Source organism: Nonomuraea aurantiaca (assembly GCF_020215705.1).
In the GTDB taxonomy this organism is placed as follows: Bacteria; Actinomycetota; Actinomycetes; order Streptosporangiales; family Streptosporangiaceae; genus Nonomuraea; species Nonomuraea aurantiaca.
Genome location: NZ_JAIWNB010000016.1, coordinates 80,807 through 106,463 on the forward strand (window position 1 = coordinate 80,807; position 25,657 = coordinate 106,463).

General features: G+C 69.6%; 17 protein-coding genes and 1 pseudogene. 9 read left to right on the forward strand and 9 right to left on the reverse strand.

Annotated features, from left to right (window positions below):
* The first annotated feature begins 89 nt into the window (after window positions 1-89).
* Window positions 90-1,316, forward strand: coding sequence for an MFS transporter (locus LDL49_RS32565; RefSeq protein ID WP_225296707.1), 1,227 nt, complete (start codon window positions 90-92; stop codon window positions 1,314-1,316).
* Between the two features lie 93 nt (window positions 1,317-1,409).
* Here the strand turns inward: LDL49_RS32565 and LDL49_RS32570 are convergent, their stop codons facing one another.
* Window positions 1,410-4,817 carry a S8 family serine peptidase gene (locus tag LDL49_RS32570; protein ID WP_225296709.1) on the reverse strand — a complete coding sequence of 1,136 codons (3,408 nt, stop codon included), beginning with the start codon at window positions 4,815-4,817 and terminating at the stop codon, window positions 1,410-1,412.
* A gap of 42 nt (window positions 4,818-4,859) precedes the next feature.
* On the opposite strand from LDL49_RS32570, the gene LDL49_RS32575 reads away from it, so the two are divergent.
* A complete protein-coding gene (locus LDL49_RS32575; protein WP_225296711.1) occupies window positions 4,860-5,939 on the forward strand; it encodes a TrmB family transcriptional regulator in 1,080 nt (359 codons plus the stop codon).
* A 14-nt stretch (window positions 5,940-5,953) separates the two neighbouring features.
* On the opposite strand, the gene LDL49_RS32580 is transcribed toward LDL49_RS32575, so the two are convergent.
* From LDL49_RS32580 to LDL49_RS32595, 4 genes are all read right to left on the reverse strand, one after another.
* Window positions 5,954-7,123, reverse strand: coding sequence for an MFS transporter (locus tag LDL49_RS32580; RefSeq protein WP_225296713.1), 1,170 nt, complete (start codon window positions 7,121-7,123; stop codon window positions 5,954-5,956).
* A 74-nt stretch (window positions 7,124-7,197) separates the two neighbouring features.
* The gene (locus tag LDL49_RS32585; protein ID WP_225296715.1) at window positions 7,198-7,776 is read right to left on the reverse strand and encodes a TetR/AcrR family transcriptional regulator; all 579 of its coding nucleotides are present in this window, start codon (window positions 7,774-7,776) and stop codon (window positions 7,198-7,200) included.
* Between the two features lie 9 nt (window positions 7,777-7,785).
* Window positions 7,786-8,283 carry a glycosyl hydrolase 2 galactose-binding domain-containing protein gene (locus LDL49_RS32590; protein WP_225296717.1) on the reverse strand — a complete coding sequence of 166 codons (498 nt, stop codon included), beginning with the start codon at window positions 8,281-8,283 and terminating at the stop codon, window positions 7,786-7,788.
* Between the two features lie 32 nt (window positions 8,284-8,315).
* Window positions 8,316-9,302, reverse strand: coding sequence for a LacI family DNA-binding transcriptional regulator (locus LDL49_RS32595; protein WP_308016223.1), 987 nt, complete (start codon window positions 9,300-9,302; stop codon window positions 8,316-8,318).
* Window positions 9,303-9,580: 278 nt separating this feature from the next.
* On the opposite strand from LDL49_RS32595, the pseudogene LDL49_RS32600 reads away from it, so the two are divergent.
* From LDL49_RS32600 to LDL49_RS32630, 7 genes and pseudogenes are all read left to right on the forward strand, one after another.
* A pseudogene (locus tag LDL49_RS32600) lies at window positions 9,581-10,002 on the forward strand (family 1 glycosylhydrolase); the annotation flags it as partial.
* Window positions 10,003-10,059: 57 nt separating this feature from the next.
* Entirely contained in the window at window positions 10,060-10,797 is a 738-nt protein-coding gene (locus LDL49_RS57325) for a family 1 glycosylhydrolase (protein WP_263655805.1), read from the forward strand.
* 2 nt (window positions 10,798-10,799) lie between these two features.
* Window positions 10,800-12,950 carry a hypothetical protein gene (locus LDL49_RS32610; RefSeq protein ID WP_225296720.1) on the forward strand — a complete coding sequence of 717 codons (2,151 nt, stop codon included), beginning with the start codon at window positions 10,800-10,802 and terminating at the stop codon, window positions 12,948-12,950.
* Window positions 12,951-13,121: 171 nt separating this feature from the next.
* A complete protein-coding gene (locus LDL49_RS32615) occupies window positions 13,122-14,276 on the forward strand; it encodes an ABC transporter substrate-binding protein (RefSeq protein WP_225296722.1) in 1,155 nt (384 codons plus the stop codon).
* Entirely contained in the window at window positions 14,273-15,205 is a 933-nt protein-coding gene (locus LDL49_RS32620; RefSeq protein WP_225296724.1) for a carbohydrate ABC transporter permease, read from the forward strand. The genes LDL49_RS32615 and LDL49_RS32620 overlap by 4 nt, the downstream gene beginning before the upstream one ends.
* A 59-nt stretch (window positions 15,206-15,264) precedes the next feature.
* Entirely contained in the window at window positions 15,265-16,080 is an 816-nt protein-coding gene (locus tag LDL49_RS32625) for a carbohydrate ABC transporter permease (protein WP_225296726.1), read from the forward strand.
* A gap of 129 nt (window positions 16,081-16,209) precedes the next feature.
* On the forward strand, window positions 16,210-19,758 hold the full coding sequence (locus LDL49_RS32630) for a serine/threonine-protein kinase (protein WP_225296728.1): 3,549 nt from the start codon (window positions 16,210-16,212) through the stop codon (window positions 19,756-19,758).
* Here LDL49_RS32630 and LDL49_RS32635 read toward each other — a convergent pair whose 3' ends face one another.
* From LDL49_RS32635 to LDL49_RS32650, 4 genes are all read right to left on the reverse strand, one after another.
* On the reverse strand, window positions 19,759-20,712 hold the full coding sequence (locus tag LDL49_RS32635; RefSeq protein WP_225296731.1) for an MFS transporter: 954 nt from the start codon (window positions 20,710-20,712) through the stop codon (window positions 19,759-19,761).
* A complete protein-coding gene (locus LDL49_RS32640; protein ID WP_225296733.1) occupies window positions 20,709-22,274 on the reverse strand; it encodes an SMP-30/gluconolactonase/LRE family protein in 1,566 nt (521 codons plus the stop codon). Before LDL49_RS32640 ends, LDL49_RS32635 begins: the two co-directional genes overlap by 4 nt.
* Window positions 22,271-24,091 (reverse strand): flavin-containing monooxygenase, encoded by a 1,821-nt coding sequence (locus LDL49_RS32645; RefSeq protein WP_225296735.1) that lies wholly within the window; start codon window positions 24,089-24,091, stop codon window positions 22,271-22,273. Before LDL49_RS32645 ends, LDL49_RS32640 begins: the two co-directional genes overlap by 4 nt.
* 175 nt (window positions 24,092-24,266) lie before the next feature.
* A complete protein-coding gene (locus tag LDL49_RS32650; RefSeq protein WP_225296737.1) occupies window positions 24,267-25,514 on the reverse strand; it encodes a TetR/AcrR family transcriptional regulator in 1,248 nt (415 codons plus the stop codon).
* Window positions 25,515-25,657 lie beyond the last annotated feature (143 nt).

The following is a 25,657-nucleotide window of genomic DNA, read 5'->3' on the forward strand; positions in this document are numbered from 1 at the left end:
ACCTCTCCGGACGAATCGTCGAACAGCCCCGAGCACTACCGGCTGGTCTGTATGAAGAATGCGGAACGCCCGCACCGCCGGAGGTCGCCTTGGGAAGTACGTACACGCTCGACGTCAGGAAGACCGCAACCCTCACCGTCGGCCTGCTCATGGGAGTCTGGGTCGTCGACTACATCGACCGGGTGATGATGGCGGTCGCGCTGCCGTTCATCGGGGCGGAGTTCGCGCTCTCCAAGACCGAGCAGGGCGCGCTGATCACCGTGTTCGCCCTGGCCTACCTGCTGTGCCAGATCCCCGGCGGGCTGCTGGCCGACCGGTTCGGGGCGCGAAGGCTGCTCGTCGTCTCGCTCACGCTGTGGTCGGCGTTCACCGCGCTGACCGGCCTGGCGTGGGGGCTGGTCGCGTTGCTGGTGATCCGGGCGCTGTTCGGTGTGGGGCAGGGGATCTTCCCCGGCGCCTCCTTCAAGGCGCTGTCCGAGCGGACCACGCCCGCCCGGCGGGCCACGGCGGCGGGCACGATGCTGGCCGCCACCCAGCTGGGCGCGGGCCTGGCGCCGCTGGTCGTGGCGCCGCTGCTGCTGGCGTTCGGGTGGCGGCTCACGTTCTGGGTCACGGCGGCGGCGGGCGTGGCGATCGGGCTGCTGCTGTGGGCGCTGCTCCCCCCGCCCCTGCCTGCCGAGCTGAACTGCGCCGGCGACCTGTCCCGTCCCGCTCCCCCGCCGGCGTCCGTGCTGCGGGCGCCGGCGGTGTGGAAGTTCGCGGCGCTGTTCTGCGCGACCAACATGCTCGGGTACGGGATGATCACCTGGGTGCCCAGCTACCTGCTGGAGGCGCGCGGCGTCTCGCTGCTGAACACGGGCCTGTACGCGGCCATCCCCGGGCTGGTGATGACCGTGACGATCATCCTCGGCGGCTGGCTGTTCGACCGCTATTTCCATGACCGGGGCCGGCTCTACGTCATCCCGCTGCTGCTGTGCACCGCCGTGCTGCTGGTGCTGATGCTGCGCGCGGAGACCGCGGCGGGGTTCACGCTGTTCCAGACGCTGGCCATGGCGGTGGCCGGGCTGTCGATGATGGGGATCCTCGGCATGCCGGTACGCGCGCTGCCACCGGCGGTGATCGGCTCGGGAATGGGGGTGGTCAACGTCGGCGGGCAGGTGGCGGGGGTTCTCGCGCCGGTGCTGATGGGCTGGCTGGTCGACCATTACTCCTATACCGCCGCGTTCGGGCTGCTGATCGGCACCACGGTGCTGGGCGCGCTGATCGCGCTGGCCGTACCTCAGCGGGCCGACCAGTTCCAGCTGGTGGCCGCGTGACCGGAACGTTCCATCCGGCGGCCGCGCGACCAGGGCACGGACACGGAGACGCCCCGCCGCGCCTGTGCAGGCGGGGCGGGGCGTCCTTGGGGGCTACTTGATCTTGTAGGCCCTGGTGATGGTCTCGGCGAAGCCGTTGCCGCCGGTGTCGACGGCCTTGACCCGCAGCGAGGCGAACCTGCCGCGCGCGCTGATCGGATGCCAGGTCTCGGCGGCCCACGTGCCCTGGCCCGCCGGGTGCACCAGCGTGGGCAGCCAGGTGCGGCCGTCGTCGTAGGAGATCTCCACGGTGAGCGTCCGCAGACTCAGATCGGGCGAGCCGGCCTGACGCTGGACGCGCAGCGGGATGCGCGCGAGCCCGGCCGCGGCCCGGTTGCGATCGTCCAGCTCCGGATTGAGCTTGAGGGTCAGCAGCGGCAGCACCTGCCGCTTGCCCGGCTGGGGGGTCTTCGACCGGAATTTCCACTCGGCGCTGACCCGCGTGGACACCTGGGTCTGGGCCGGCACCCGGTCGGCCGTCATGGTCAGCCGATACTCGCTCTCCTTCGTCTCCGCGGGCGCGTCGATCGTGCCGGGCAGGTAGTCGGCGGCGTAGATCTCCTTGCCGTCGCGGTAGAGCCGGGCCTGCGGGGCGGCGTACTCGCCGTAGGAGATGCGGTCGGACGTGCCGTCCTCGAACAGGCCGGCCGCGAACTGCAGCGTGTTCGCCTCCCGCCAGGTGTAGTCGCCGCCGGGGTTGAGCGCGGCGGCGAAGACGCCGGTGTTCCACTGGTCGTCGGTCTTCTTGCCGGCGCGGTAGACGGTGGTCTTTCCGAAGAAGAACTGGTCGACGTCGTTCCAGCCGTCCGGCGGCGTGCGGTACTGGATGAAGGAGGGGTACCAGCCGGTGTCGCCGGGCGTGTAGTACTCGGTCCGGTGGAACGGGAGCGCGAACCGGGACACCTGGCCGTACGGCGTCCAGGCCAGCTCGGTCCCGTACAGCACGGGCAGGGCGAAGTGCTCGCCGAACTTGATGTCGTTCTGCGTGGCATAGGTGGAGTCGACCTGGGCGAGGTCGCGGCGGCGCGGGCGGTAGCCGGGGTCGGCGGGGATCCGCGGCTCGGCCTTCATCAGGTGGTAGAAGTACGGGCTGTCGTCGTAGCCCCCGTCGCCCTTCGGCTTTGCCCACTGGGTCCAGCGGTAGTACGCGAACTTCTTGCTCACCGTACGCGTCGTCGGGATGGCCTTGATGCCCTCGACGCGGTCCGCGCCCCACATGCCGGCCAGATCGACGTCCACGCCGAGGGGCTGGCCGTCGACGAGCTGCAGCATGCCGAGCATGCCGATGGCCAGCCGCGCGGTCGGCTCCTCCGTCCGCACGTCCACCGGCTTGGCCTTGCGGGCGTCGGCGGCGACCGTACGGTTGGCGTCGAGGGTGAACTCCGGATCGGCGGACATCACCAGGGTGCCGTCGTTGTCGAACATGAGGCCGACCACGGTGTAGCGGTGGCCCCGGTCCAGCCGGAGGTCCAGCGTGCCGCCGGAGATGTCGTAGTTGCGCTGCTCCTCGGTGTCGAGGTCGATCAGCCCGGCGAAGGCGTTCTGGACGGGCTGTCCGTCCGTGCCGGTGTAGCGCAGCTTGAGCGCGCGCTTCTCCGGGGCGACCCGCATGCCGATGCCGGTGCGTACGGAGACGTCGGCGTTCGCGGCGATGACCGTACCGCTGAACAGGCCGGTCGGGCCCGCCGTGGCGGTCACCTTGACCTGGGCGGTGCCGTGAGCGGGCACCTCCAGCGTGGTGGCGCCGAGCTTGAACGGCGTCACCGCCGCGCCCTTCTCGTCCTTGGCGAGCACGCTCAGGTTCAGCCGGACGGCGGCGTCGCCGTCGTTGCGGTAGGTGAGCGTCTTCTCCTTGGGCGCGGAGCTGGGCAGCTCGATGTCTCCCATGCTCAGCGCGGCGGGCTCGGCGGTGACCTGCTGGGTGACGGCGCGGGCGACGTCGACGCGGCCGGAGCCCTGGACGTAGGCGCCCAGCTCGTCGCCGGGCGCGGTGGAGGCCATCAGCGCGGCCTTGATCTGGGCGGCCTTCCAGCCGGGGTGCTGCCCGGCGACGATCGCGGCCGCTCCGGCCACGTGCGGCGTCGCCATGGACGTACCGCTCAGCGCCGTGTAGGAGTCGTCGACCGGGAAGCCGGCGGAGGTGCCCGCGGCCCGCGCGGCGACGATGTCCACGCCCGGCGCGATCAGGTCGGGCTTCACCGCGCCGTCGCTGGTGCGCGGGCCCGTGCTGCTGAACTGCGCCACCGTGTCGTCGTCGCGGTAGGAGGCGCCGACCGACAGCGCGCTGTCCGCGGTGCTCGGCGAGCCGACCGTCTGGGGACCGTCGTTGCCCGAGGCGATGACGAACAGCGTGCCGTACTTGTCCGACAGGCTGTTGACGGCCTGCTCCACCGGGTCGTCGCCGGGAGTGTCGGGCTCACCGAGGCTGAGGTTGGCGACGCGGGCGCCGTTCTCCGCCGCCCAGGTCATGGCCTCGATGATGGCCGAGTCCGGGCAGTCCCCGCTCTGCACGCAGACCTTGCCGATCAGCAGCTTGGCGCCGGGGGCGACGCCCTTGTACCGGCCGTCCGACGCGGCGCCGGATCCGGCGATCGTGGACGCGACGTGGGTGCCGTGGCCGTTGAGGTCGCGGACGTCGGGCTCGGAGGTGAAGTTCTCGGCCTTGGCGACCAGCCCTTGGAGGTCGGGATGGCCGGGGTCGTAGCCGGTGTCGATCACCGCGACCGTGACGTCCTTACCGGTGTGACCGGCCGCCCACGCCTTGGGCGCGCCGATGTGCGGGACGCTGACGTCGAGGGACAGCTTGGCCTTGCCGTCCAGCCAGACCTTCGCGGGCGCGGCCGCCGCCCTGGCCTGCGCGGTCAGGGACTTCCAGAGCGTGCCGGCCGCGGCGCGGGGCTCGCTCTGGGCGATCCCGTTGATCGCGGGCAGCGGGCGCCCGCCCGCGGCGCGCAGCGTGGCGGCGGCGGTCTGGTCCGGGTACGTCACGATGAGCGGCAGCGCCGAGCTGGTGGCGTCGTCGTAGCCGAGGGCGGCGAGCCGGGTGACGTTGAACAGCCGGGGATCCAGCCGGCCCGCGGCCAGCAGCGGCATCGCGTCGACGGGGACGATGCTGAGCCCGTCCTTGGCCCGGCGGTGGACGAAGGTGATCTTCTCCCGGCCGGGGCCGGACTTGACGTCCAGCTGGGTCTGCTTGTCGGGGAGCGTACGGAGGGTGACCTTGTCGCCGGTGATGAGGGTGATGGTCTGGGGCGGACCGGCCTTCGCGGCGGGCTGTCTCGCCTGCTGCTCGGCCGGGGCGGCCTGTTCTGCCGGGGCGCCGGACCGGGCCGCGGTCGGGGTGGCCGATGGAGCAGCGGTCGGGGTGGCCGACGGAGCGGGCGTCGGTGCGGCCTGGGCCGGAGCGGCGGCCGCTATCAGGGCCGTGATCACGACGCCCAGGAGCGCGGTTCTCTGAAGCACCTCCGCTTTCTAGTTCCTTGTGACTTTTGGTGACAAGGTGATTTGAGTGGCCTATTGCGGCAACTGCCGGAAGTGGCCAAGATCATGGGCATGTTGGAGGACAGCCGGGCGCTGGAGGTCGTGGGAATCAGCGCGTTCGACGAGCGGATCTACCGCGGCGTGCTGGCCTGCCCCGGCATCACGGTGCAGGAGCTGGTCATGCGGAGCGGGGAGAGCGCGGGACGCATCCAGGCGTCACTGAGCAGGCTCCGCGCCAAGGGCCTGGTCAGCCGTCTGTGGGGGCGCTCGCCTCGGTGGACGGTGACGAACCCGGGGACCGCGATCCGCTCGCTGGTGCGCGGCCTGCAGAGCGAGCTGGACCAGCTCACCGACACGGCCGACGAACTGGAGGCGGCCTTCCGCACCGTCGGCCAGGACCCGGAGGAGGGCGGCCAGTTCGAGGTGCTGGCGGGTCCCGAGGAGCAGGCCCGCTGGTACGTCCGGCTGCAGCAGGAGGCCAAGGAGGAGGTGCTGACCTTCGACTGCCCCCCGTACGTCCTGGACTATCACAACCCGCTGCAGACCGACCTGCTGCGCAGCGGCGTCCGCTACCGGACCATCTACGTGCCGGAGGCGTTCGACCACGCGGGGGCGCTCGACGAGGTGGGCAGCCTGATCAAGGCGGGCGAGGAGGCGCGGGTCCTGCCCCGGCTGCCGTTCAAGATGGCGATCGTCGACCGGTGGCGGGCGGTCATGCCGATGCACATGGACCCGCCGCTGACGCGCGGCGTGCTGATCAGCGGCTCCACGATGGTGGTGGCCCTGGTGGAGCTGTTCGAGCGCCTGTGGCGGGAGGCGCTGCCGGTACGCCCCGAGCTGTGGCGGGACGCGCCCGCGACACCGGCACCCGCCGACGAGACGGGAACGCCCGTCGACGGGGGGCCGGAGGCGGCGGAGCTCGGCCCCGAGGATCGCCGGCTCCTGGCGCTGCTCGCGGCCGGGCTCAAGGACGACGCCATCGCCCGCCAGCTCGGCACCAGCCCGCGCAGCCTGCGCCGACGCCTGCGTCACCTCCTGGACCAGCTGAACGCCGAGACCCGCTTCCAGGCCGGCGCCCAGGCCAGCCGCCGCGACCTCGTGTGACCCGCGTTCGAGGGTCAGACCCGTTCGACGGCGCGGACCCCACCGCTCGTCCGGTCACGGAACCACGCGTAGCAGCTCACGACGATCCCGGCCACGGTGACGGCGGCGCCGACGAGATACAGCGACCGCAGCCCGAACCCGCCGTCGATGACCCGGCCGCCGAGCCAGGCGGCGAAGGCCGCGGCCAGTTGGTAGGCGGACGCGTTCACCGCCATGGCCAGGGTCGGCGCGGCGGACGCGGTGGTCAGGACCCGGGTCTGCATGCCGGGAATGACGGAGAAGCCCAGCGCGCCGATCACGAAGACCAGCATCGCGGTGATCGCCGTACCGCCGCTGACCGCCCACATCAGCACCAGCGTCGCCGCGAGGACGGCGAGCAGGCTGAGCTGTGACGACATCAGCGCCCGGTCGGACAGCCAGCCGCCGCCGAAGTTGCCCACCGCGGCGCCGACGCCGTACACGAGCAGCAGCACGGCGATGGCGTCGGGGGCGAATCCGGTGACGCCGGTGAGCAGCGGCGCGAAATAGGTGAACACGATGAGCAGCCCCGCGTTGCCCACCGCCGTGACCGCGATGGCGCGCCGCACCTCACCGCCGCGCAACACCCGGAGCTCGGCCAGCGCGGAGGTGCCGGGCGTGGCGTTCCTGACATCCCGTACGAAGCGCAACACCAGCAGCAACCCGAGCACGCAGCACACGGCGATGGCGACGAAGGTGGACCGCCACCCGAAACCATTGCCGATGAACGTGCCGATGGGCGCGCCGAGAATCATCGACAGGTTCATCCCGAAAACAAGCTTGGACACGGTGGACGCCTGCTTGCCCGGCGGGGCGGTCGACGCCGCGATGACGATCGCGTTGGCGAAGAACGTGGAGGTCACCAGCGCGGTGATGATCCGGGCCGCGAAGAGCACGGGATACGTCGGTGCGAGCGCCGAGGCGAGGTTCCCGACGATCACCACCGCGAGGAGCACGAGGATGAGCGGTCTGCGGTCGAAACGCGCGGTGAGCGCCGTCAGCACCGGACCGCCGATGATCATCCCGATGGCATAGGCCGTCACCAGCAGTCCGGCCGCCGGAATCGACACGGCCAGGTCATCGGCGATGTCCGGCAAGATCCCCGCGATCACGAACTCGCCGGTCGTGATGCCGAAGACGCACAGCATGAGGGAGAGGACAGGCACGCAGTTCACCTCTAATAGTTGACTGATCAGTACAAAAAATGGGCAGCAGAACAGAGCCCGCCGACCGAGGGGGGTTACAGAGCCGCGAGCGCCCCTTCCACGACGTCCAGCAGGGCGCTCCTGTCGTCGGTCACCTTCGCGAGCACGCGCAGGCCGTAGTACGCGCTCTGGAACGTCCGCGCCACCTGGAGCGGCGGCCGGTCGGCGGACAGCTCGCCCGTGCGCTGGCCGACCGTCACCAGGTGGCAGAGCTCCTGTTCCAGGTCGGTGAACTGCCGCCGCACGAGCGCCGCGACGTCGCCGGTGCGCCCGCTCGGCTCGGTGGCGGCGTTCAGGGCCAGGCAGCCACGCCGGCCGGGGTCGGCCAGGTCGGCGTCGATGACGCCCAGCATCATCTCCCGCAGCCGCTCCCGCACCGACCCGGGTTCGGCCAGCATCGCCAACTGGGCGGCGCCCTTGGTTTGTGCGTATCGGCGGACCGCCTCCTCATACAGGCGGTGCTTGCTGCCGAACGCGTTGTACAGGCTGCCGCGGCCGAGCCCGGTGCGCGCGCACAGGTCCTGGGTGGTGGCCGCCTCGTAGCCCTTCTCCCAGAACACCTCCATCGCGGCGTCCACCACGGCGTGATCGCTGAACTCCCGGGGTCTGCCCATGGGCCGAAGCTAGCGGCTTCTGTACAGATCAGTCAAGAACCCCCAGCCCCCGGGCAAGCCGAATGAGGACATCAATCGTGGGCGCCGGTCCGGCTTTCGACCCTGACCAGCACCCTGGGTTCGGCACTCCACCCGGACCTCGTTGTCCTCGCCGAACCGCAGAAACCGGTCGGCGTCGATGAAGAACCGCGAGTATCCGTACGGGCGCTGCCCGGCGTAGTTTCCGTTGATGAACACAGTGGCGTCCCGGTAGACGCCCTCGAACTCCATCGTGATCCGCTTACCCCGGTGCTCCTCGGGCGCGAGAAACGTCTTGCGGTACTCGTACGCCCCACCGGGGAAATAGGCGGTCGCTGCGCCGTCGATGGTGGCCTCGCGGTCGCGGGTGATCATCGCGTCGTGCGGCACCGTCACCGGCTCGAACGGGACCGCGGTTCCGGCCAGTTCGGCAAAGGGATTGACCTTCGGACGGAACTGCCAGTTGTCGTTGAACGATGCGCGGATCACGTAACTCCTCGGAGTGAGAGTTTCCCGGAAGATCAGGAGGGAGACGCGGTGGAACGCCGGACGACCAGGCGGGGAATGACCGAGAAGTGCGCCGCCGACGTGCGGCCCTCGATGCGCTCCAGCAGCAGTCGCCCGGCCGTCCGGCCCATGACGTCTCCGTCCTGGTTGACGGTTGTCAACGCGATGTGGGGATGGGCGGCCAGCCGGGTGTTGTCGTAGCCGGCCACGGACATATCGCCCGGGACGGACAGGCCATCCTCGTGTAACGCGGCCAGGACGCCTAGAGCCGCCTCGTCGGAACCGGCGAAGATCGCGGTGGGGCGCGGAGAGCGGCTCAGCAACTCGCGGGCGCCGCGGTAGCCGCCTTCCTCGGAGTAGGAGGTCGCGGCGACGGCGATCTCGTCGGCGAGGCCGTGATCACGCATCACGCGCTCGTAGGTCTCGGCTCTGATGCGCGGCATCTGGTCGGCCGGTCGGCCGTGCTCCTGCCGGAAGGTGATGTGCCCGATACGACGGTGGCCGCGCGCGATCAGGTGCTCCATGACGAGCTCGGAGCCGGTCCGGTCGTCGTCGACGATCGAGTCGTAGGCCGGCGAGCGGTCGTGCCTGCCGAGCACCAGGGTGGGGATCTCGCGTGCCACCTGCTCCAGCTGGGTGCGGCCGACCAGTGGAGCGATCATGAGGATGCCGTCCACCTGCCGGTCTATCAGGGCGTCCAGGGCACGTTTCTCGGTCTTGTCGTGGGTGCCGCCCTGAATCATGATCGCCTGGTAGCCGGGCTCGGTGAGCTGCTCCACCAGGCCGGTCATGATCTCGGCGTAGAACGGGATCCCGATGTGCCGCATGAGCACGCCGATGGTGTAAGACCGCCCGCGCAACGCTCGCGCGGCGGCCTGAGGGCGATAGCCCAGTTCGTCGATGGCCCGCTTGACGCGGTCGCGCATGGCCTCGCTGACTCCGTAGCCGTTGCGGATGACCTTGGAGACCGCCGCCTTGGAGACCCCGGCGTGTTTCGCCACGTCGGAAATGGTCACTCTTCGTCGTCGCTCAGGCGCGACCATGGACATCCTTTCTCGAACCGAGCCCCGGCTGATGCCACGGTGCCGAGATCGTCGCGCACGTAGACCGGTCTACGCAAGCTAACGGAAGATCGAATGTTTGGCCGTTTGGCTATTGGCAATGCCGTAGACCGGTACACATTTTTCCTTGACCTGCTCACGACGTTACGGCTACGTTGACTCGCATTCGGGGCCGGCCCCGATGGCCCTCGCCGTACCGACACATGATCGAGAGACGCATGCACACCTTCCCCGACGGCTTCCTCTGGGGCGCGGCGACCGCACCGCACCAGGTCGAGGGCGACAACGTCAACAGCGACTTCTGGGCGCAGGAGGAGCGCATGCCAGGAGCGGATCGCAGCGGCGATGCCCTCGACAGCTACCACCGATACTCCGAGGACATCCGGCTCGTCGCGGAATCGGGCCTGAGCACCTACCGCTTCGGCATCGAGTGGGCGCGCATCGAGCCGGTCCCCGGGCGGGTGTCCCGCGCGGCGCTCGCGCACTACCGGCGCATGATCGACGAATGTCTCGCCTCGAGCGTCACCCGTTCGTGACGATCCACCACTTCACCTCGCCGAGGTGGTTCGCCGAGGAGGGCGGCTGGCGCGGCGAACGGGCCGTGGACCGCTTCCGCGCCTACGTCGAGACAGCCACCTCGATCCTCGACGGCGTCGAGTGGGTCTGCACCATCAACGAGCCCAACATGCTCGCGATCATGGTGCGCGAGGCGGAGGCGGCGCTCGACCCTGACTCGGGTCTGGAATGGCTGAGCCCCACACTGGAGGCGGACACTCCCCGGCCGGTGAAGCCGGCTCCGCCGGTGGAGATCGGACGCCGTCTCATCGAGGCACACCACGCGGCCCTGGAGGTGCTGCGGGAGCGCACGGACGCCCGGGTGGGATGGACGGTCGCGAGCCGCGCGTTCGAAACCCGCCCCGGCGCGGAGGAAGTGCGCCGGCGTCTGGAGTACGTCTGGGAGGACCTCTACCTCGAGGCGGCGCGTGGCGACGACTTCATCGGGGTGCAGGCCTACTCGGCCCAGTGGGTGGGGCTGGACGGCATCGAACCGCACCCCGTGCACCCGGACAACACCCTCGTGCGTACGGCGTACCGCCCCGACGCCCTTGGCATCGCCGTCCGGCACACCGCCGACGTGCTGCCCGATGTCCCGATCGTCGTCACCGAGAACGGCATCGCGACAGACGACGACTCCCGGCGCGTCGCCTACACGACCGCCGCGCTCGCCGCGCTCGCCGGGGCGATGGAAGACGGCGTGGATGTGCGGGGATACATCCACTGGAGCCTGCTCGACAACTACGAATGGGGTCACTGGGACCCGACGTTCGGCCTCGTCGCCGTCGAACGGGAGACGTTCGAGCGCCGTCCCAAGCCGAGCCTCGCGTGGCTGGGCGGTGTCGCCAAGGCCAACGCGCTCCAAGACGGCGGGACCTGACGATGCCCGAGGCAATCGACCGGCGCCGGCTCGTGCGACGGCACAACCCCGTGCTGACGTCCGCGCACCCCGCTGACGTCCTCACGATCGGCAACGGTGACATCGCGCTCACGGTCGACATCTCCGGACTGCAGACGTTCCCGTCCTTTCACGAACTCGTCCCCGACCCGCACCGCGTCGTTCGCGATGGTCTGTCCGGTCTGCCGGAGCAGTACCCGCGCGTATTCGACGCCGACGACTTCCAGATCCCGCTGCGCACGCAGTCGACCTGGGGCTGGTACGCGACGCGCACCGACCGGGAGCTCCGGCTCGAGGACGCGACCACCCTGTACGAGACATCCCGCGGCCCGGTGCCCTACCTCGACCGGATGGGTCTCCAACGTGCCGGCGACCCCATCGCCGACGAGTGCGTCGCGGGCGCTTGGCACCACTTCAATCCCCGCCGCGCCCACCTCGGCCGCCTCGCCCTGGTCCGTCCCGACGGGACGGGGCTCGACGATCCGGCCATGCTGACCGACGTCCGCGCCGAGCTCGACCTGTGGACGGGATCGGTCCAGGCCGAGTACGTCCTCGACGGCGAGCGCGTCCGCGTCACCACCGTCGCCGGCTCACGGAAGCACTGCTTCGCGGTGCGGGTCGAGTCCGGCCTGCTGCCGCGCGGATGGGGCGTCGCCTGGGTGTTCGACGAGCAGCCGGACGACCTCGCCGCCTTCGAACTCCCGCTCGCGCAAGAGACGGTCTGGGACCGGCGGACGGAGTGCCACTGGAACGCACGGCGCACGGTGGAGGCGCTGACCTACGGCGTGAGCGTCCGCACCACGGGCAGCCTGCGGGAGGAAGCGGAGTCGGTCGTCGCGCGCACAGACGCCACTGTTCTCGAGGTCGTTGTGACGCTGTCGCCGGATCATCATCGGCAGCGGGACGACAACGGTTTCTCCGCCGTCAGCCGATCCGCGGAGACATGGTGGGCGGAGCACTGGAGCACCGGTGCCGCGGTCAGCCTCGCCGGGAGCACGGACGCGCGCGCTTCGGAGCTGGAACGCCGCATCGTTCTCTCGCAGTACCTCATGACCGTCAACAGCGCCGGCGTCACGCCTCCCGCGGAGTCCGGTCTGACGTACAACACCTGGTCGGGGAAGTTCCACCTCGAGATGCACTGGTGGCATGCCGCGCATTTCCCGATGTGGGGCCGAGGGCAGCTGCTGGAGCGCAGCATGGGTTGGTATCACGGCGCCTTGGCGGCGGCGAAAGCGACCGCCCGGCGGCAGGGGTACCGCGGGGCCCGCTGGCCGAAGCAGACCGATCCGTCCGCGCGCGAGTCGCCGAGCAACATCGGCGTCTTCCTCCTGTGGCAGCAGCCGCACGTGATCTACCTGCTGGAGTTGCTGCGTGGCGAGGGGCGCGACGAGTCGTTCCTGCGTGGCCACTACCCGCTCGTCGAGGCGACCGCCGACTTCATGGCCGACTTCGCCGAGGAGCGCGACGGATCGTTCGGGCTGCCGCCCCCGCTCATCCCCGCGCAGGAGAGCTACCTCGCCGACCGGGCGACGACCGCCGATCCGACGTTCGAGCTGGCGTACTGGTCGTGGGCGCTCGGCGTGGCGAACGAGTGGCGGACTCGGCTCGGTCTCGAACCGAGCGAGGAGTGGGACCGGGTGGCGCGGAACATGCGCCGGCCCGCATCACTACCCGACGGCACGTACGCCGCGATCGCGACTCCCCCGCTGCTCATCCGGAAGGATCACCCGTCCATGCTCATGGCGTTGGGGTGGCTACCGGATACCGGCCTCGTGGACCCGGCCACGATGTCCGCGACGCTCGACTCCGTCTGGGAGCACTGGGATCTGCAGTCCAGCTGGGGTTGGGACTACCCCGTCATGGCGATGACCGCGGCCCGCCTCGGCGACGTCGGCCGGGCGATCGACGCCCTCCTGCTGCCGTCGCCCAAGAACGTGTTCCTGCCCAACGGACACAATCCGCAAATGCCGGGATTTCTCACGATTTATCTGCCGGCGAACGGCGGACTGCTGGCCGCGATGGCGCACATCGCCACGGCGGTGGACCAGGGAGCAGAGCTTCCCGACGGTTGGCTGATCACGTCAGAAGGACTGAGTGCGCTCCCCCGCCCGAGCGCCATGTCCACACCTGAGTAGCTCTTCATGTAAACGAAAGAGGCGAGGACCATGGGTACAAACTCCACAACACACGGCGCCCGTCGCCGCACCATCATCGCGGCCGGAGCATTGGCGATTGTTGGGGCGCTTGCTCTGGCCGGCTGTTCGTCGTCCGGAAAATCCGCCACCGGGGACGTCGGACTGACTTTCATGAACCAGTCGCGCGGGCAAGAGGCCGCGCTCACCCAACTCGCGAAGCAGTACACCACGAAGACCGGTGTCAAGATCACCATTGACACGCCCGGGCCGGTCGACTACCTGCCCAAACTCCAGGCGAAGGCGCAGTCCAGATCCATGCCCGACATCTATTCGTCGTTCGACGCGACTCAGATGGCGCCGTTCTACAAGGCCGGCTGGGCGATGGACCTCTCTGCCCAGCTGAATGCCGGTTGGAGTAAGAACTTCAGCCCTGCCGTGATCAGGATGTCGACGTTCAAGGAGGGCAACAACCTCGGGGTCAAGCCCGGTGTCTACGCGGTGCACTGGGAGACGCAGACGTACGGCTTCCTCATCAACCCCGCGCTGACCGGAATGTCGCTGAAAAACCCGCCCGCGACGACGGCCGCGTTCATCGACAAGCTCGCTGCTTCGGACGGAGCAGATTTCTCCGTCGCGGCCTCGCAGACGCCGTACTTCATCCAGGCCCTCGCCTCGAACTGGCTGACGGACGCCGAAATCGAAGCAACACTCAACGGGAAAGCGAGTTGGAAACAGGACGGCTGGCGCAAGGCCTTCCAGTTCCTGGTCGACCTGAAGAAGAGCGGCGTCATCGCGAACGGCGCGCTTCCCGGCGGTCAGGACGACAACCCGAACGTGGAGTCGTCCTTCTTCACCAAGAAGATGGGCGCGATCTTCGACGCCTCTCCCGGCGTCTCAGTGGGCCTGAGGACGAACCCAGAGTTCGCGGACTATTTCTCCACCGGGCTGCCCACGGCTCCCGGAAACGTCCATGAGCCGCGCTCGCCGGGCAACCCCGGGAAGGGCGCGGTGATCAACCCGAGGGGCGACCATCCTGAGCAGGCGCTCGCGTTCGTGAAGTGGCTGACCGAGCCCGCGCAGCAGGCGGTGTTCGCCAAGGTCGGCCGCATCCTCCCCACCAACCCGGAGCTCCTCGGCAGCGCCGACATCCCCGACCAGCTCGCGGGCTTCGCCGCCGGCGTGAAGGACATGCAGGTCATGTCGGCGACCTTCACGCCTGACGTGAACACCGCGATCAAGACGGAGGCCCAGCGCCTGGTGCTGGGTGAGGCGACGGTGGACGAAGTGCTCGCCAAGATCCAGGCGACGCAGGATCGCACGTCATGACGACGCCGCAACTCGCGGTTCCCATGCGGCGGCGAAGGCCGCCGTACGGGAGGCGTGCCCTCCGGCGCAACCTGATCGGCTGGTTGTTCCTGGCTCCGGCCATCGCGCTCATCGGGATCTTCACGATCACGCCGTTCGCGCAGGCGATCCTGCTGAGCTTCCAGTCCTGGGACGGCGTCAGCCCCGACACCCCATGGGTGGGGCTGGCCAACTACGACTTCGTCGCCTCCGACCCGATCTTCTGGGCGTCCATGCGCAACGTCGTCTTCTTCGGTGTCGTCGGCTTCTTCCTCGGCAACGGCATCGCCTTGGTCATGGCGCTGGCCGTCAACAGCGTCGCGCGCGGCAAGACGTTCTTCCGCACCGTCTTCTACTTGCCGGGCGTGTTGTCGGTGGTCGTCGTCGGCCTGCTGTTCTCCTTCATCCTGGCCCCTGGCTCCGGCATCCTCAATCGGCTCCTGGGCCTGGTGGGTCTGGGCGCGCTCCAGCAGAACTGGCTCGGTGAACCGGCCGTCGCGCTGCCCGTCGTGGCGGCGGTGTTCGTCTGGTTCCACTGGGGGTTCGGCTTCCTGCTCTTCCTCGCGGGGCTGCAGGACGTGCCGAAGGAGCTGTACGAGGCCGCCGAACTCGACGGCGCGAACCGCTGGTCGAAGTTCCGGTACATCACCTGGCCGCAACTGGCTCCGGTCACCTCGATCGTGAGCCTGCTCACCCTGCTCGCCGCGCTGCAGATCTTCGGGACCGTGCAGGTGCTGACCAACGGCGGACCGGGCCAGCACACGATGGTGCCGACCCTCGCGATCTACAACGAGGCGTTCGTCAACTGGCGTTACGGCAGTGCGGCGGCCATGTCGGTCATCTTCGGCGGCGCCCTCGTACTGCTGTCCGTGGTCCAGCTCGCGATCACCAGGCGGAGGTCCCGCGCATGAGCAGCCGGACGACAGGAAGGGTCGACGAGATGTCCATCGCTTCAGAACCTCGTCGGGGGGTGCGCCTCGACAAGGTCGGCCTGTACGGACTGCTGGGCGTCGCCGCACTGATCGCGCTGTTCCCCCTGCTGTGGATGCTGTCCGGATCTCTGCAGAGCCTCACGGAGCTGCTCTCGAACGACAGCTTCCTGCCCGCCGACCCGCAGTGGGGCAACTACGTGACCGCGTGGGTCCAGGGCGAGCTCGGCGTCTACCTGCGCAACAGCGTGATCTACACGGGATCCGCCGTCATCGGCATTCTGCTGGTGTCCAGCCTCGCCGGGTACGCCCTCGCGCGACTCGACTTCGCGAGCAAGGGCGTGTTCACGTTCGTCATCCTCGCCGTGATGATCATCCCTGCGCCCGCCATGTTCCTCGCTCAGTACAAACTGCTCATCTCGCTCGGCTTGACGAACAATCCCGTGGGCTACGTGCTGATCCTGATCACCTCGGGCATCCCGATGTCGACGCTCATCATGCGCAGCTTCTTCGTCAGCCAGCCCCGTGCCCTGGAGGAGGCGGCCGCGCTGGACGGTGCCGGTCCGCTGCGCATCTTCTGGCATGTGATCCTCCCGCTGGCACGGCCCGGCCTCGCGGCCGTGGCGGTCATCCAGGGGCTGGGCGCGTGGAACGAGTACCTCATGGCGCTCGTCCTGTTCGACGACAACTCCCTCATGCCCATCCAGCGCGGCCTGACCGCCTTCACCTCCGCCGATACGCCACAGCAGCAGATCCTCCTGGCCGCCACGACCATCTCGATCGTGCCGGTGGTGATCTTCTATCTCATGGCGCAGCGGCACATCGTGAAGGGCATCGGCGCGGGCGCGATCAAGTAAGCCCGGCCGGCCGGGGTCGGTGCCCCAGTCGGTCGACCAGCTCAGCGCGCCTGTGCTCCTCCATGAACCCCGTACGCACACTGTCCTCAACGCGGGAACTTTGCCGGTCGGCCGGGCATCTAACACGCCGTGGAAGCGCTGATCGCGGGAGATCCGGAGCACATCGGGGAGTACTGGCTCGCGGGCCGGCTCGGCTCCGGAGGCCAAGGTGTGGTGTACGACGCCTACGACCGTGACGGGCGCAGGGTCGCGCTCAAGGTGCTCCACTCGGCCGGCGACCAGGGCCGCGACCGGTTCGCCAAGGAGGCGGCTGCCGCCAGCCGGGTGGCCTCGTTCTGCACGGCCAGGGTGCTGGCCGCCGACTTGTCGGGCAGCAAGCCGTACATCGTCAGCGAGTACGTGCCGGGGCCGAGCCTGCGCCAGGCGGTCGGCCAGGGACGTAGGTTCACCGGGGACGACCTGCACAGGCTGGCCACCGCGATCGCCACCGCACTGACCACGGTGCACGACGCGGGCGTGATACACCGAGACCTCAAGCCGGACAACGTGCTGCTCAGCCCCGACGGTCCACGGGTGATCGACTTCGGCATCGCGCGGACCTTGGACATGTCGCTGACCAAGACCGGCGAGGTGTCCGGCACGCCCACCTACATGGCGCCCGAGGTGTTCACCGGGCAGCGGGCGGGCACACCCGCCGACGTTTTCGCCTGGGGTGCGATCATGGTGTTCGCCGCCACGGGCGAGGACCCGTTCAGAGCCGACAATCTGGGCGGGGTCATGCACCGGGTGCTGTCGGCGCGGCCCGACCTGAGTGGGCTGCCGCCGCGACTGACCTCGCTGGTGGCCGCCGCGCTGGAGAAGGACCCTTCGGCCCGGCCCTCGGCACGCGACCTGCTCCTCGCGCTGGTCAGCGGCGACGACTCGGACACGCGCGGGCTGCTGACCGCGGGCAGCCGTGCGGCCAGTGGCGTGCACGTGCCCGGCACCGCCGATCCGGCGCTCGGCACGATCGCCGAGGACGCCTACGGCGCGCTCGCGCCTGAGGTACGGCAGCTGGCCGCCGAGGTCTTCCTCCGTATGGTGGCCGTCACCGACGACGGGCACGAGAGCGTCCGCTGGGTGCTGAAGGACGAACTGTTCGCCGGCCGCTCGGAGCGGGAGGTCCAGGACATCGAGCGGATTCTGCGGGCCTTCTCCTACCTGGTGACGCAGAAGGACGACGCGGTCACGCTGTCGCATCCCGCCCTGCTGCGTGCCTGGCCGCGGTTGCGGACGTGGGTGGACGGTGACCGTGACGGCCTTGCCGTACTGGGTCAGATCAGTAACGCGGCGCGCGAGTGGGCCGAGAACGGGCGCAAGGACGGCGACCTGCTGCGGGGCAGCAGCCTGGACCACGCACTGACGTGGGCGGCCACCGGGCGCAGGAACGTCACGCTGACCCCGCGGGAGCGCGATTTCCTTGCCGCGGGCACGGAGCTGACCAGGAAGAACATCCGCCGCAGGCGGCTGACCACGGTGGCGCTGGGCGTACTGCTGGCGGTGGCGGTGGCCGCGGGAAGTGTCGCGGTGGTGCAGGGCAGGCAGGTCGCCGAGCAGAGTCGCGTGGTCGCCCGGCAGCGCGATCAGGCCATAGGACGGCAGGTCGCGACCGAGGCCGACAAGCTGCGCACCACCGACCCGGCCAAGGCGATGCTGCTCAGCGTGGCCGGCTGGCGACTGGCCTCAGGCTCCGACACCAGGCAGAGCCTGACGACCTCGCTGACGATGCCGGAGAGCATGGCCTTCCGCGACCCGGGCGCCAAGGGGGTCTCCGCGGCCGCGGCGGCGGCCGGCGGGCGCACGCGGGTCATCGCCGGCGAGGACGGGGTACGGGTCTACGACGTCCCTTCGCGACGGCAGACGACCTTTTGGAAGTGGCCGAGCGGATTCGCCGCGCTGCCGTCGGCGGCCGCCCTCAGCCCGAGCGGCAGGACACTGGTGATCGTCAGCCGGGACACGGCGTACTCCTGGGACACCATGACGGGCAAGAAGCTGCACGAGCACCGCGTGGCGGCGGGCACCCCCGGTGTGGACGTCGTCTTCGACGCGCATGAGAGCCTGGTCGCGGTGATGCGCGAGAACACGATGGAGTTCCTGTGGGACACCCGGACGGGCAGGTCCTACGCTCCAGCTCCGGAGCTGGAGGCCGAGTCCGGCCCGGCCATCGCGCCCTCCGGCGCCTACATCGCGGGGATCGGCATCAACCAGGGCGGACTGAAGGTGATCCACCTGCCCGACCTCACCGTGGACACCCGGATGCCCAAGAAGTGTGGCACCGCGGCGACGTTCACGGCGGACAGCCGGCGGCTGCTGTGCGCCCACGGCGACATCGAGGCCTGGGATCTGCGCACCGCCAGGAAACTGTCCGACGAGGATCGGCCCTTCTGGCAGGAGTCGGCCTCGGACGACTTCTCGGCCACGTCTCTGCGGATCAGCCCGGACGGCAGGAGGCTGCTGGGTGTCGAGGGCAGGACGATCCACCTGTGGGACGCCGAGAAAGGCGATGAGCTCTACACTTACATGGCGGAGGGCGAGCCGGACGAGGCCTGGCTGGACCCTGACGGCAAGACCATCCGATACCTGCTCGAAAGCTCGATCATCACCCTCGACATCGGCTCCCGCGTCTCTCGCAGCAGGCTGCCGAGCGGATACGAGGTCGGCGGGTTCAGCCAGGACGGCCGGTTGATCGCCGCCGAGAAGGACGACGCGCCCACACGCGTCTGGGACACGCGCCGCCTGGGCGTGCCGTTGGCCGGCAGCGAGGGCACCACCGGTTCGCTGTTCGATCCGGCGGGCACGAGGCTGGCCGCCACCGGCGAGGGCTCGGGGGTCTCCGTCTGGGACGTGGCCACGGGCAGGCGGCTCTGGCACCATCCCGTTCCCAAGGAGCGGTTCGTCAGTTCGACGGCGTTCACTCCCGATGGCGGCAAGCTGGTGCTGTCGCTCGCGGAGATGAGCGAGCGGGACGCCGGAAACGAGCTGATCGTCCTGGCCGCCGACAGCGGCCGCGTGCTCACCCGGCACAAGCTCGACACCGCCACGGGGATCGTCGCCTCGACCCGCGACGGTAAGGCCATGGTGACCACCACCGGCAGGGTGCTCGACCTGGACACCGGCAAGCCCGTCGGCACCGGGTTCAACCGGGCGGGCAACACCATCGCGGTCAGCCCCACAGCGCCGCTCCTGGCCCTCGGCACAGGCACGATCGAGCTGTGGGACAGCGTGAAGGGCGGCGAGGTGCCGCCCGCCATGCGCGTGGCGAGCGAGGCCGAGGTCGAAGCAGTGCTGTTCAGCCATGACGGCACGCTGCTGGCAGCGATCAGCAGATCCATCGGTGAGACCTTCGATGACGTGTACACCGCCCAGATCTGGGACGTCGCCTCACGGCAGCGCCTCGGCTCGTTCCCCATCGACATCTTCGACCGGCTGGCGTTCAGCGCCGACGACGGCATGTTGTACGTCTCGGGCAACCAATCGGGGACCATCGCCCAGATACCGGTCGCCGGGGACCGCGTCGCCGAGCTCGTATGCAGACGGGCGGGTCGCACGCTTAGCCGCCAAGAGTGGAACCAGTATCTGACAGGTGCGCCCTATCGCGACATCTGCCCGCTGCTGACGTCCAAGGGCTCGGCGTATTGATCATTTCTGGCTTTTCGTGATCTCCGTGCCGGTCGTGGCCGTGGTCTCAGCCGGCAGCTCACGCGCGTCCACGTTCGTACGCAGGGTGATCGGCTTGAGCATTAGCGCGGCGACGACGCCGACAACGGCGACGGCGGCGGCGGAGATGAGGAAGACGTGTCCGGTGGCGTCACCGTAGGCGGTGGCCGGTGGCACGCCGCCGGCCGTGCCGGCGGCGACCTGGCGGGCCAGGACCGCGCCGAGCACGGCGACGCCGACGGTGCCGCCGAGGGAGCGGAAGAACACGACGGTGGCGCTGGCGGCGCCGATGTCGGTCAGCGCGACGGCGTTCTGCACGACGAGGACGAAGTTCTGCAGGGTCAGGCCGACGCCGACCAGCACCATCGCGAACCCGATGAGCAGCATGGGCGTGTGCTGGTCGAGCAGGCCGAGGATCACGAATCCGGCGGTAAGACCGGCGGGGGTGTGGCCGCGGCTGATCTGGAAGTACTGGGTGAGGAAGACGGTCGCGCCGTACATGGCGGTGCCGGCGGCAAGGCTGCCGAGGATCGTGAGGGCGGTGGCGCGTTGCCGGATGATGTGCAGCGGCACGATGGGCTCGGCAACCCGGGATTCGACCCAGAGCGCGACGCCGAGCAGCAGTATCGAGCCACCGACCATGGCGGCGGTCTGCCAGGAGGCCCAGGCGAAGGCGTCGTCGACGAAGGAGACCCAGATCAGCAGGAGGCTGACGCCCGCGGTGACGAGCGTGGCGCCCCAATAGTCGATCTTCGCGTTGTCGCGGCGGTAGATCGGCAGCCGCAAGGTCAGCTGCAGGATGATCAGTGCACCGAGCATGCGCGGCAGCGCGGTGGAGACCACGGTGCTGGCCAGCGTCGAGACGAACAGGGCGAGGAGGAGTCCGCTGAGCGCTTCGAGGATCTGCCGGTGGGTTCTGTCGGGGGTGGAGCTCATGGTGTGGTCTCTTGGGGGTTCATGCGCAGAACACTGCCGTCGCCGTTCGCAGCGATGATCAGGGAGCCGTCCGCCGTGGCCGCGATTCCGGCGAACGGTCGCGGTATTCCGGGCAGGCCTGGCGGGATGAACAGGTCGGGTTCGGGGCGGGTCAGGCCGGCCGGGGACGCGACCGGAAGAGAGTCGGCTTCGATCTCGACGTCGCCGGTGGCGAGGTCGAGGGCGAGCAGACGGCGGTGGGTGGTTTCGACGACGTACAAGGTGCCGTCGTTGACGGTGATGCCTTGAGGGGTGCCGAGCCCGTCGGCGAGCAGTCCGGGGACGCCGTCCTCGACGCGGTACACCGCGCCGAGCTGCTCGTCGCTGATGTAGCAGCGCTGGTCGGCGTCGATGGCTACGTCGACCGGGCGGCCGAGACCCTCGGCCAGCACGCTGACCTGGTCGTCGTGGTCGATGGCGACGACGCGGCCGGCGCCGGATTCGGCGACCACCAGGGTGCCGTCGGTGCGCACGGCGATGCCCAGCGGACGGTTCAGGCCATGGGCCCGGGTGCGCACCGTGCCGGAGCGCCGGTCGTAGGTGCGTACGTGCCCGTACTGGGAGGTGCCGTGGAGCAGGTCGCCGTCGGCGGCGACGCCGTGCACGAAGTTCAGCAGTTGGGTGGTGGTGACGTCTTCGCCCGGTCGGTCGGCGGGCTGGATGAGGCGGTAGTGGTCGGCCACGTGGATGCCGCCGCCGAGATCGATGGTCACCCCGAAGGGGCCGCCGAGGCCACGGGGCACGATCTGGCGGGTACGTCCGTCGGCCGCGAGCTCGGCGACGCCGCCGTGGGCGTAGCTGGAGACGAACATCCGGTTGTCGGCGTCGAAGGCGGCGTTGTCCAGGGCGTTGAGTTCGCTGACGATGGCTGACCGGTCACCTGTGCCGGTCAGGTCGACGCGCGTGACGATCCCGGTCGCGCCGCGGGAGAGGATCAGCAGGGCGCCACCGCGATCGAAGCGCACGGCGACCGGATCCGGGACGTCCGCGGCCACCAGTTCCGGCTCGCCACCGTCGAGCGGGATGCGGAACACCTCACCGGTGAGCATGTGGGGGTAGTAGAGCCGACCGTCCGGGCCGAGTTGCATGGCGTTGCCCATGGCGAGGCCAGCCGTGAGCACCGTGGGTTCGTCGCCTGCCGGGGACAGCTCCAGCAGGCGTCCACCCGGGATCATCTCGTTGGCGAACACCCGGGTGCCGACGCAGGCGATGCCGTTGGGCGCGGTGATCTCGTCCGTGACGAGCACGAAGTCTCCGGCTGGGTCACGTCGCCACACCCGGCCCGGGACCAGGTCGGTCACGTACATCGCGCCGTCGGTGTCGAAGGCGAGGTCGTCGGGGGCATGCAGTGGCCCGTCCGATGGCACGACCACCTCGATGTCGCCGGTGGCCAGGTCGACGGCGCTGATCTGCCTGGCGAGGAACTGGGCCACGTACAGGCGTCCGTCGGGTCCGAAGGCCATGCCGTTCGATCCCCACAGCGGGCGCGCCTGGATCAGCAGCTCGACCTTCCGGCGGTTCATCGCTTGCCCGCCAGCACTTCGTCCATGCCGCCCTCGGCGCGCCAGCGGCGCAGCAGGTCGTGGAAGGCGACGGGGCCGGGCCCGTACGTCTGGCTGACCGGGCGCGGCTTGCCTTCGTTGTTGTAGTAGCCAGGCGTGCATTCGGCCTGGAACCGGCTGTTGTCCGGTGCCAGCTCCCGGATCGTGGTGACCCAGGCGTCCTCGGCGTCTCTGGTCGGCTCCACCAGAGCGACGCCACGCCGGCGGGCCTCGGCGACCACGGCACCGATATGGATGGCCTGCTCCTGCAGGATGTGCACGAAGTTGACCGCGGAGGCGTTCTGCAGCGGGCCGAGGTGGAACAGGTTCGGGAACCCGTGGCCGTAGAAGCCGTGCAGCGTGCGAGGGCCCTGTCTCCAGGTGTCGAGCAAGGCCGCACCGCCCCGGCCGTACACCGGCAGGGCGCCGGAGACGATGCCGGAGACGCCGACCTCGAAACCGGTGGCGAAGATGACGCAGTCGACCTCGTACTCCTGCTCGCCGACCACGACCGCCGACTCTGTCATCTCGGTGATCCCGCCGTGGTCGGCGGTGTCGACCAGGGTGACATTGGGCCGGTTGAACGTCTGCAGATAGTGGTCGCTGAAGGTGGGCCGCTTGCACATGTAGCGGTACCAGGGCTTGAGCAGTTCCGCGGTGGCCGGGTCGCCGACGATCTCGTCGACGCGGGCGCGGATCTGGTTCATCTTCTGGAAGTCGGCGATCTCGTCGAGGTACTCGCGTCGCTCGGGTGACAGGTCGGTGTCGACGGTACCGGCCAGCAGGTGACGTTGCAGCCGTGCGGTACTGGTCCAGCCGTCGTTGATCAGGTCCTGTTCGGCGGGCCCGCCGGTGACGACCGTGAGGAAGTTCTTCATCCGTTCCCGCTGCCAGCCGGGTTTGAGCGAAGCGGCCCAGGCCGGATCGGTGGGGCGGTTGTCGCGCACGTCGACCGACGAGGGGGTGCGCTGGAAGACGTACAGGTGCTGCGAGTCGCGCCCCAGGTGCGGGATGACCTGGATACCGGTGGCGCCGGTGCCCACGACCGCGACGCGCTTGTCGGCGAGCTTGTGCAGGCCGCCGTTCTGGTCGCCGCCGGTGTAGCCGTAATCCCAGCGGCTGGTGTGGAAGGTGTGCCCGCGGAACGTCTCGATGCCGGGGATGCCGGGCAGCTTCGGCTGGGTGAGGGTGCCGGCGGACATCACGACGTAGCGGGCCCGGAAGTCGTCGCCGCGGTCGGTGCGCACCTGCCATTCGGCCGCAGCGTCGTCCCAGCGCAGCTGCGTGACGCGGGTGTGGAACAGCGTGTCGCGGTACAGGTCGTGGAGTTTGGCGATCGCGACGGCGTGCTGGCGGATCTCCTCGCCGGGTGCGTATCGCATGGTGGGCAGGTAGCCGGCCTTTTCGAGCAGCGGCAGGTAGACCGATGCTTCGATGTCGCAGTGGATGCCCGGATAGCGGTTCCAGTACCAGGTGCCGCCGAAGTCGCCGGCCTCGTCGAGCATCCGGATGTCGTCCACGCCGGCCTCACGGAGTTCGGCCCCGGTGAGCAGCCCGCCGAAGCCGCCCCCCACCACCAGAGCCTCGACTCGGTCGCGGACCGGTTCCCGCTCGGCGCGTTCGGTGTACGGGTCGGCGGCGTAGTAGCCGAACTGGCCGCGGGCGCCCTGGTACTGGGCGTTGCCGTCGGGCCGCAGCCGGCGATCGCGTTCGTGGCGGTACGTGGCGCGCAGCACGTCCGGGTCGAAGCCCAGTTCCGCGGCTGTGAAGTGTGCGGGCGGCGTCGAAGAGTGGTCCATGGATGCCCTTCCGATTCGGGAGCCGCTGGGTCATTGCCGCGCCCGGGGAAATGGCACGCGAAATCGTCCGGCGCACAGACGATCGGACGGGGCGGCGGACACGTTCGCAGCGGCGGATGATCGCCCCGTCTGAGAGAAGCTAACCGAATGCGGAAAATTAAGTCAAACGACTGCCTTAACGCTCAGTTGCGGGGGCTAGATACAGCCCCTCGATGGCATCGATCAGCTCGGCGGCCGTATCCGCCCATGCCGCCCTGGCCGCGTCCGCGTCGGCCGGCAGCGTGCGCTCGCGATGGGCGCAGATGTGCACGAGCAGTGTGCGTGCCATGTCGTCACGTCGGCGGCGCAGCTCGGGCGAAAGCGCCGGCAGACAGCGGTGCAGGCCGCCGACGACCGTGTAGAAGTTGGGCGCGTCGTGCAGTCCTGCGGCCGCCAGCTCGCGTAGCTGCGGTTCGGTCATGATCTGAGCGGCGAGCCTGGCATACCAGGTCGGGGTCTCCAGGCTGCTCAGATGCTCGGTGAACGGCAGCACGACGCAGGCGACCCAGTCGCGCAGATCCGTGCTGTCCCCCCTGGCCCGCAGCAATTGTTCCCGGATCCGCTCCATCAGCTTGGTGTGGTGCTCGACGATCGCGCGCAGCAGGTCGGCCTTGGTGCCGAAGTGGTAGCCGACCGCGGCGTTGTTGCTCTGACCCGCGGCCTCGCTGATCTGCCGGTTGGAGACCGCGAACACCCCGTGCTCGGCGAACAGACGTTCGGCGGTCAGCAGGATCCGGCTCCGGGTCTGACCCGCCTTCGGCGTGGTTTTGTCGGTGGCGGTATCCGTGCCCGCCGCCGGCGCCGCGCAGATGGCCGCTGTACCCGCCGCGGCCAGCGCGAACATCTGGTCGAGGATCTCGAACAGCTGTGCCGGGCCGCCCTCGGAGTCCCACGCCATGACGCTTTCCCGGACGCAGGAGAGCGCCATGCTGCTCATCGTCCTGGCACTCAGGCCGATGACGCCGCGGCTGCCGAGCCAGTCGAGAATGGGCTCCTCGAGACAAGTGTTGGTAACCAGGAGGAAGCGGCTCAGCTCGGGCTGCCCGGCCAGGATGCGCCGCCGCGCGGACACCGTCCGGAACTCCGCGGTCAGGAATACCTTGAGAGCCCTGGTCAGGGCAACCCACGGGTCTGCGTCGATCTCCCGTACGAGCAGATCCGCGACCTGGGCCGCTTCGCCCGGGGCCGGGTCGAACAGGGCGCCCGCCTTGGTGTCGAAGTGGTTGAAGAAGGTGCGCCGGGACACGCCGGCGGCCGCCGCTATGTCGTCAATCGACACGGCGGCGAATCCGCGCTGCTCGAACAAGGTCAGAGCGGCCTGACGCAGCCGGCGCCGGCGTTCGGTCTTGTCCGAGCCGCGCGTGGTCCGGACGCCCGGCGACATGGAGGTCACTCCTAGACAGTAGGACCTCGGCGGTGTCAGGCGCGTCTGCACTAAGTGCAATCAGCTCTCTGGAGTTTGGCGTGGCCAGCCGAGAACAGTCGCGAGGGCCGGTTCGGCCGGTTGTGCGGCCGACCCGGGCCGGG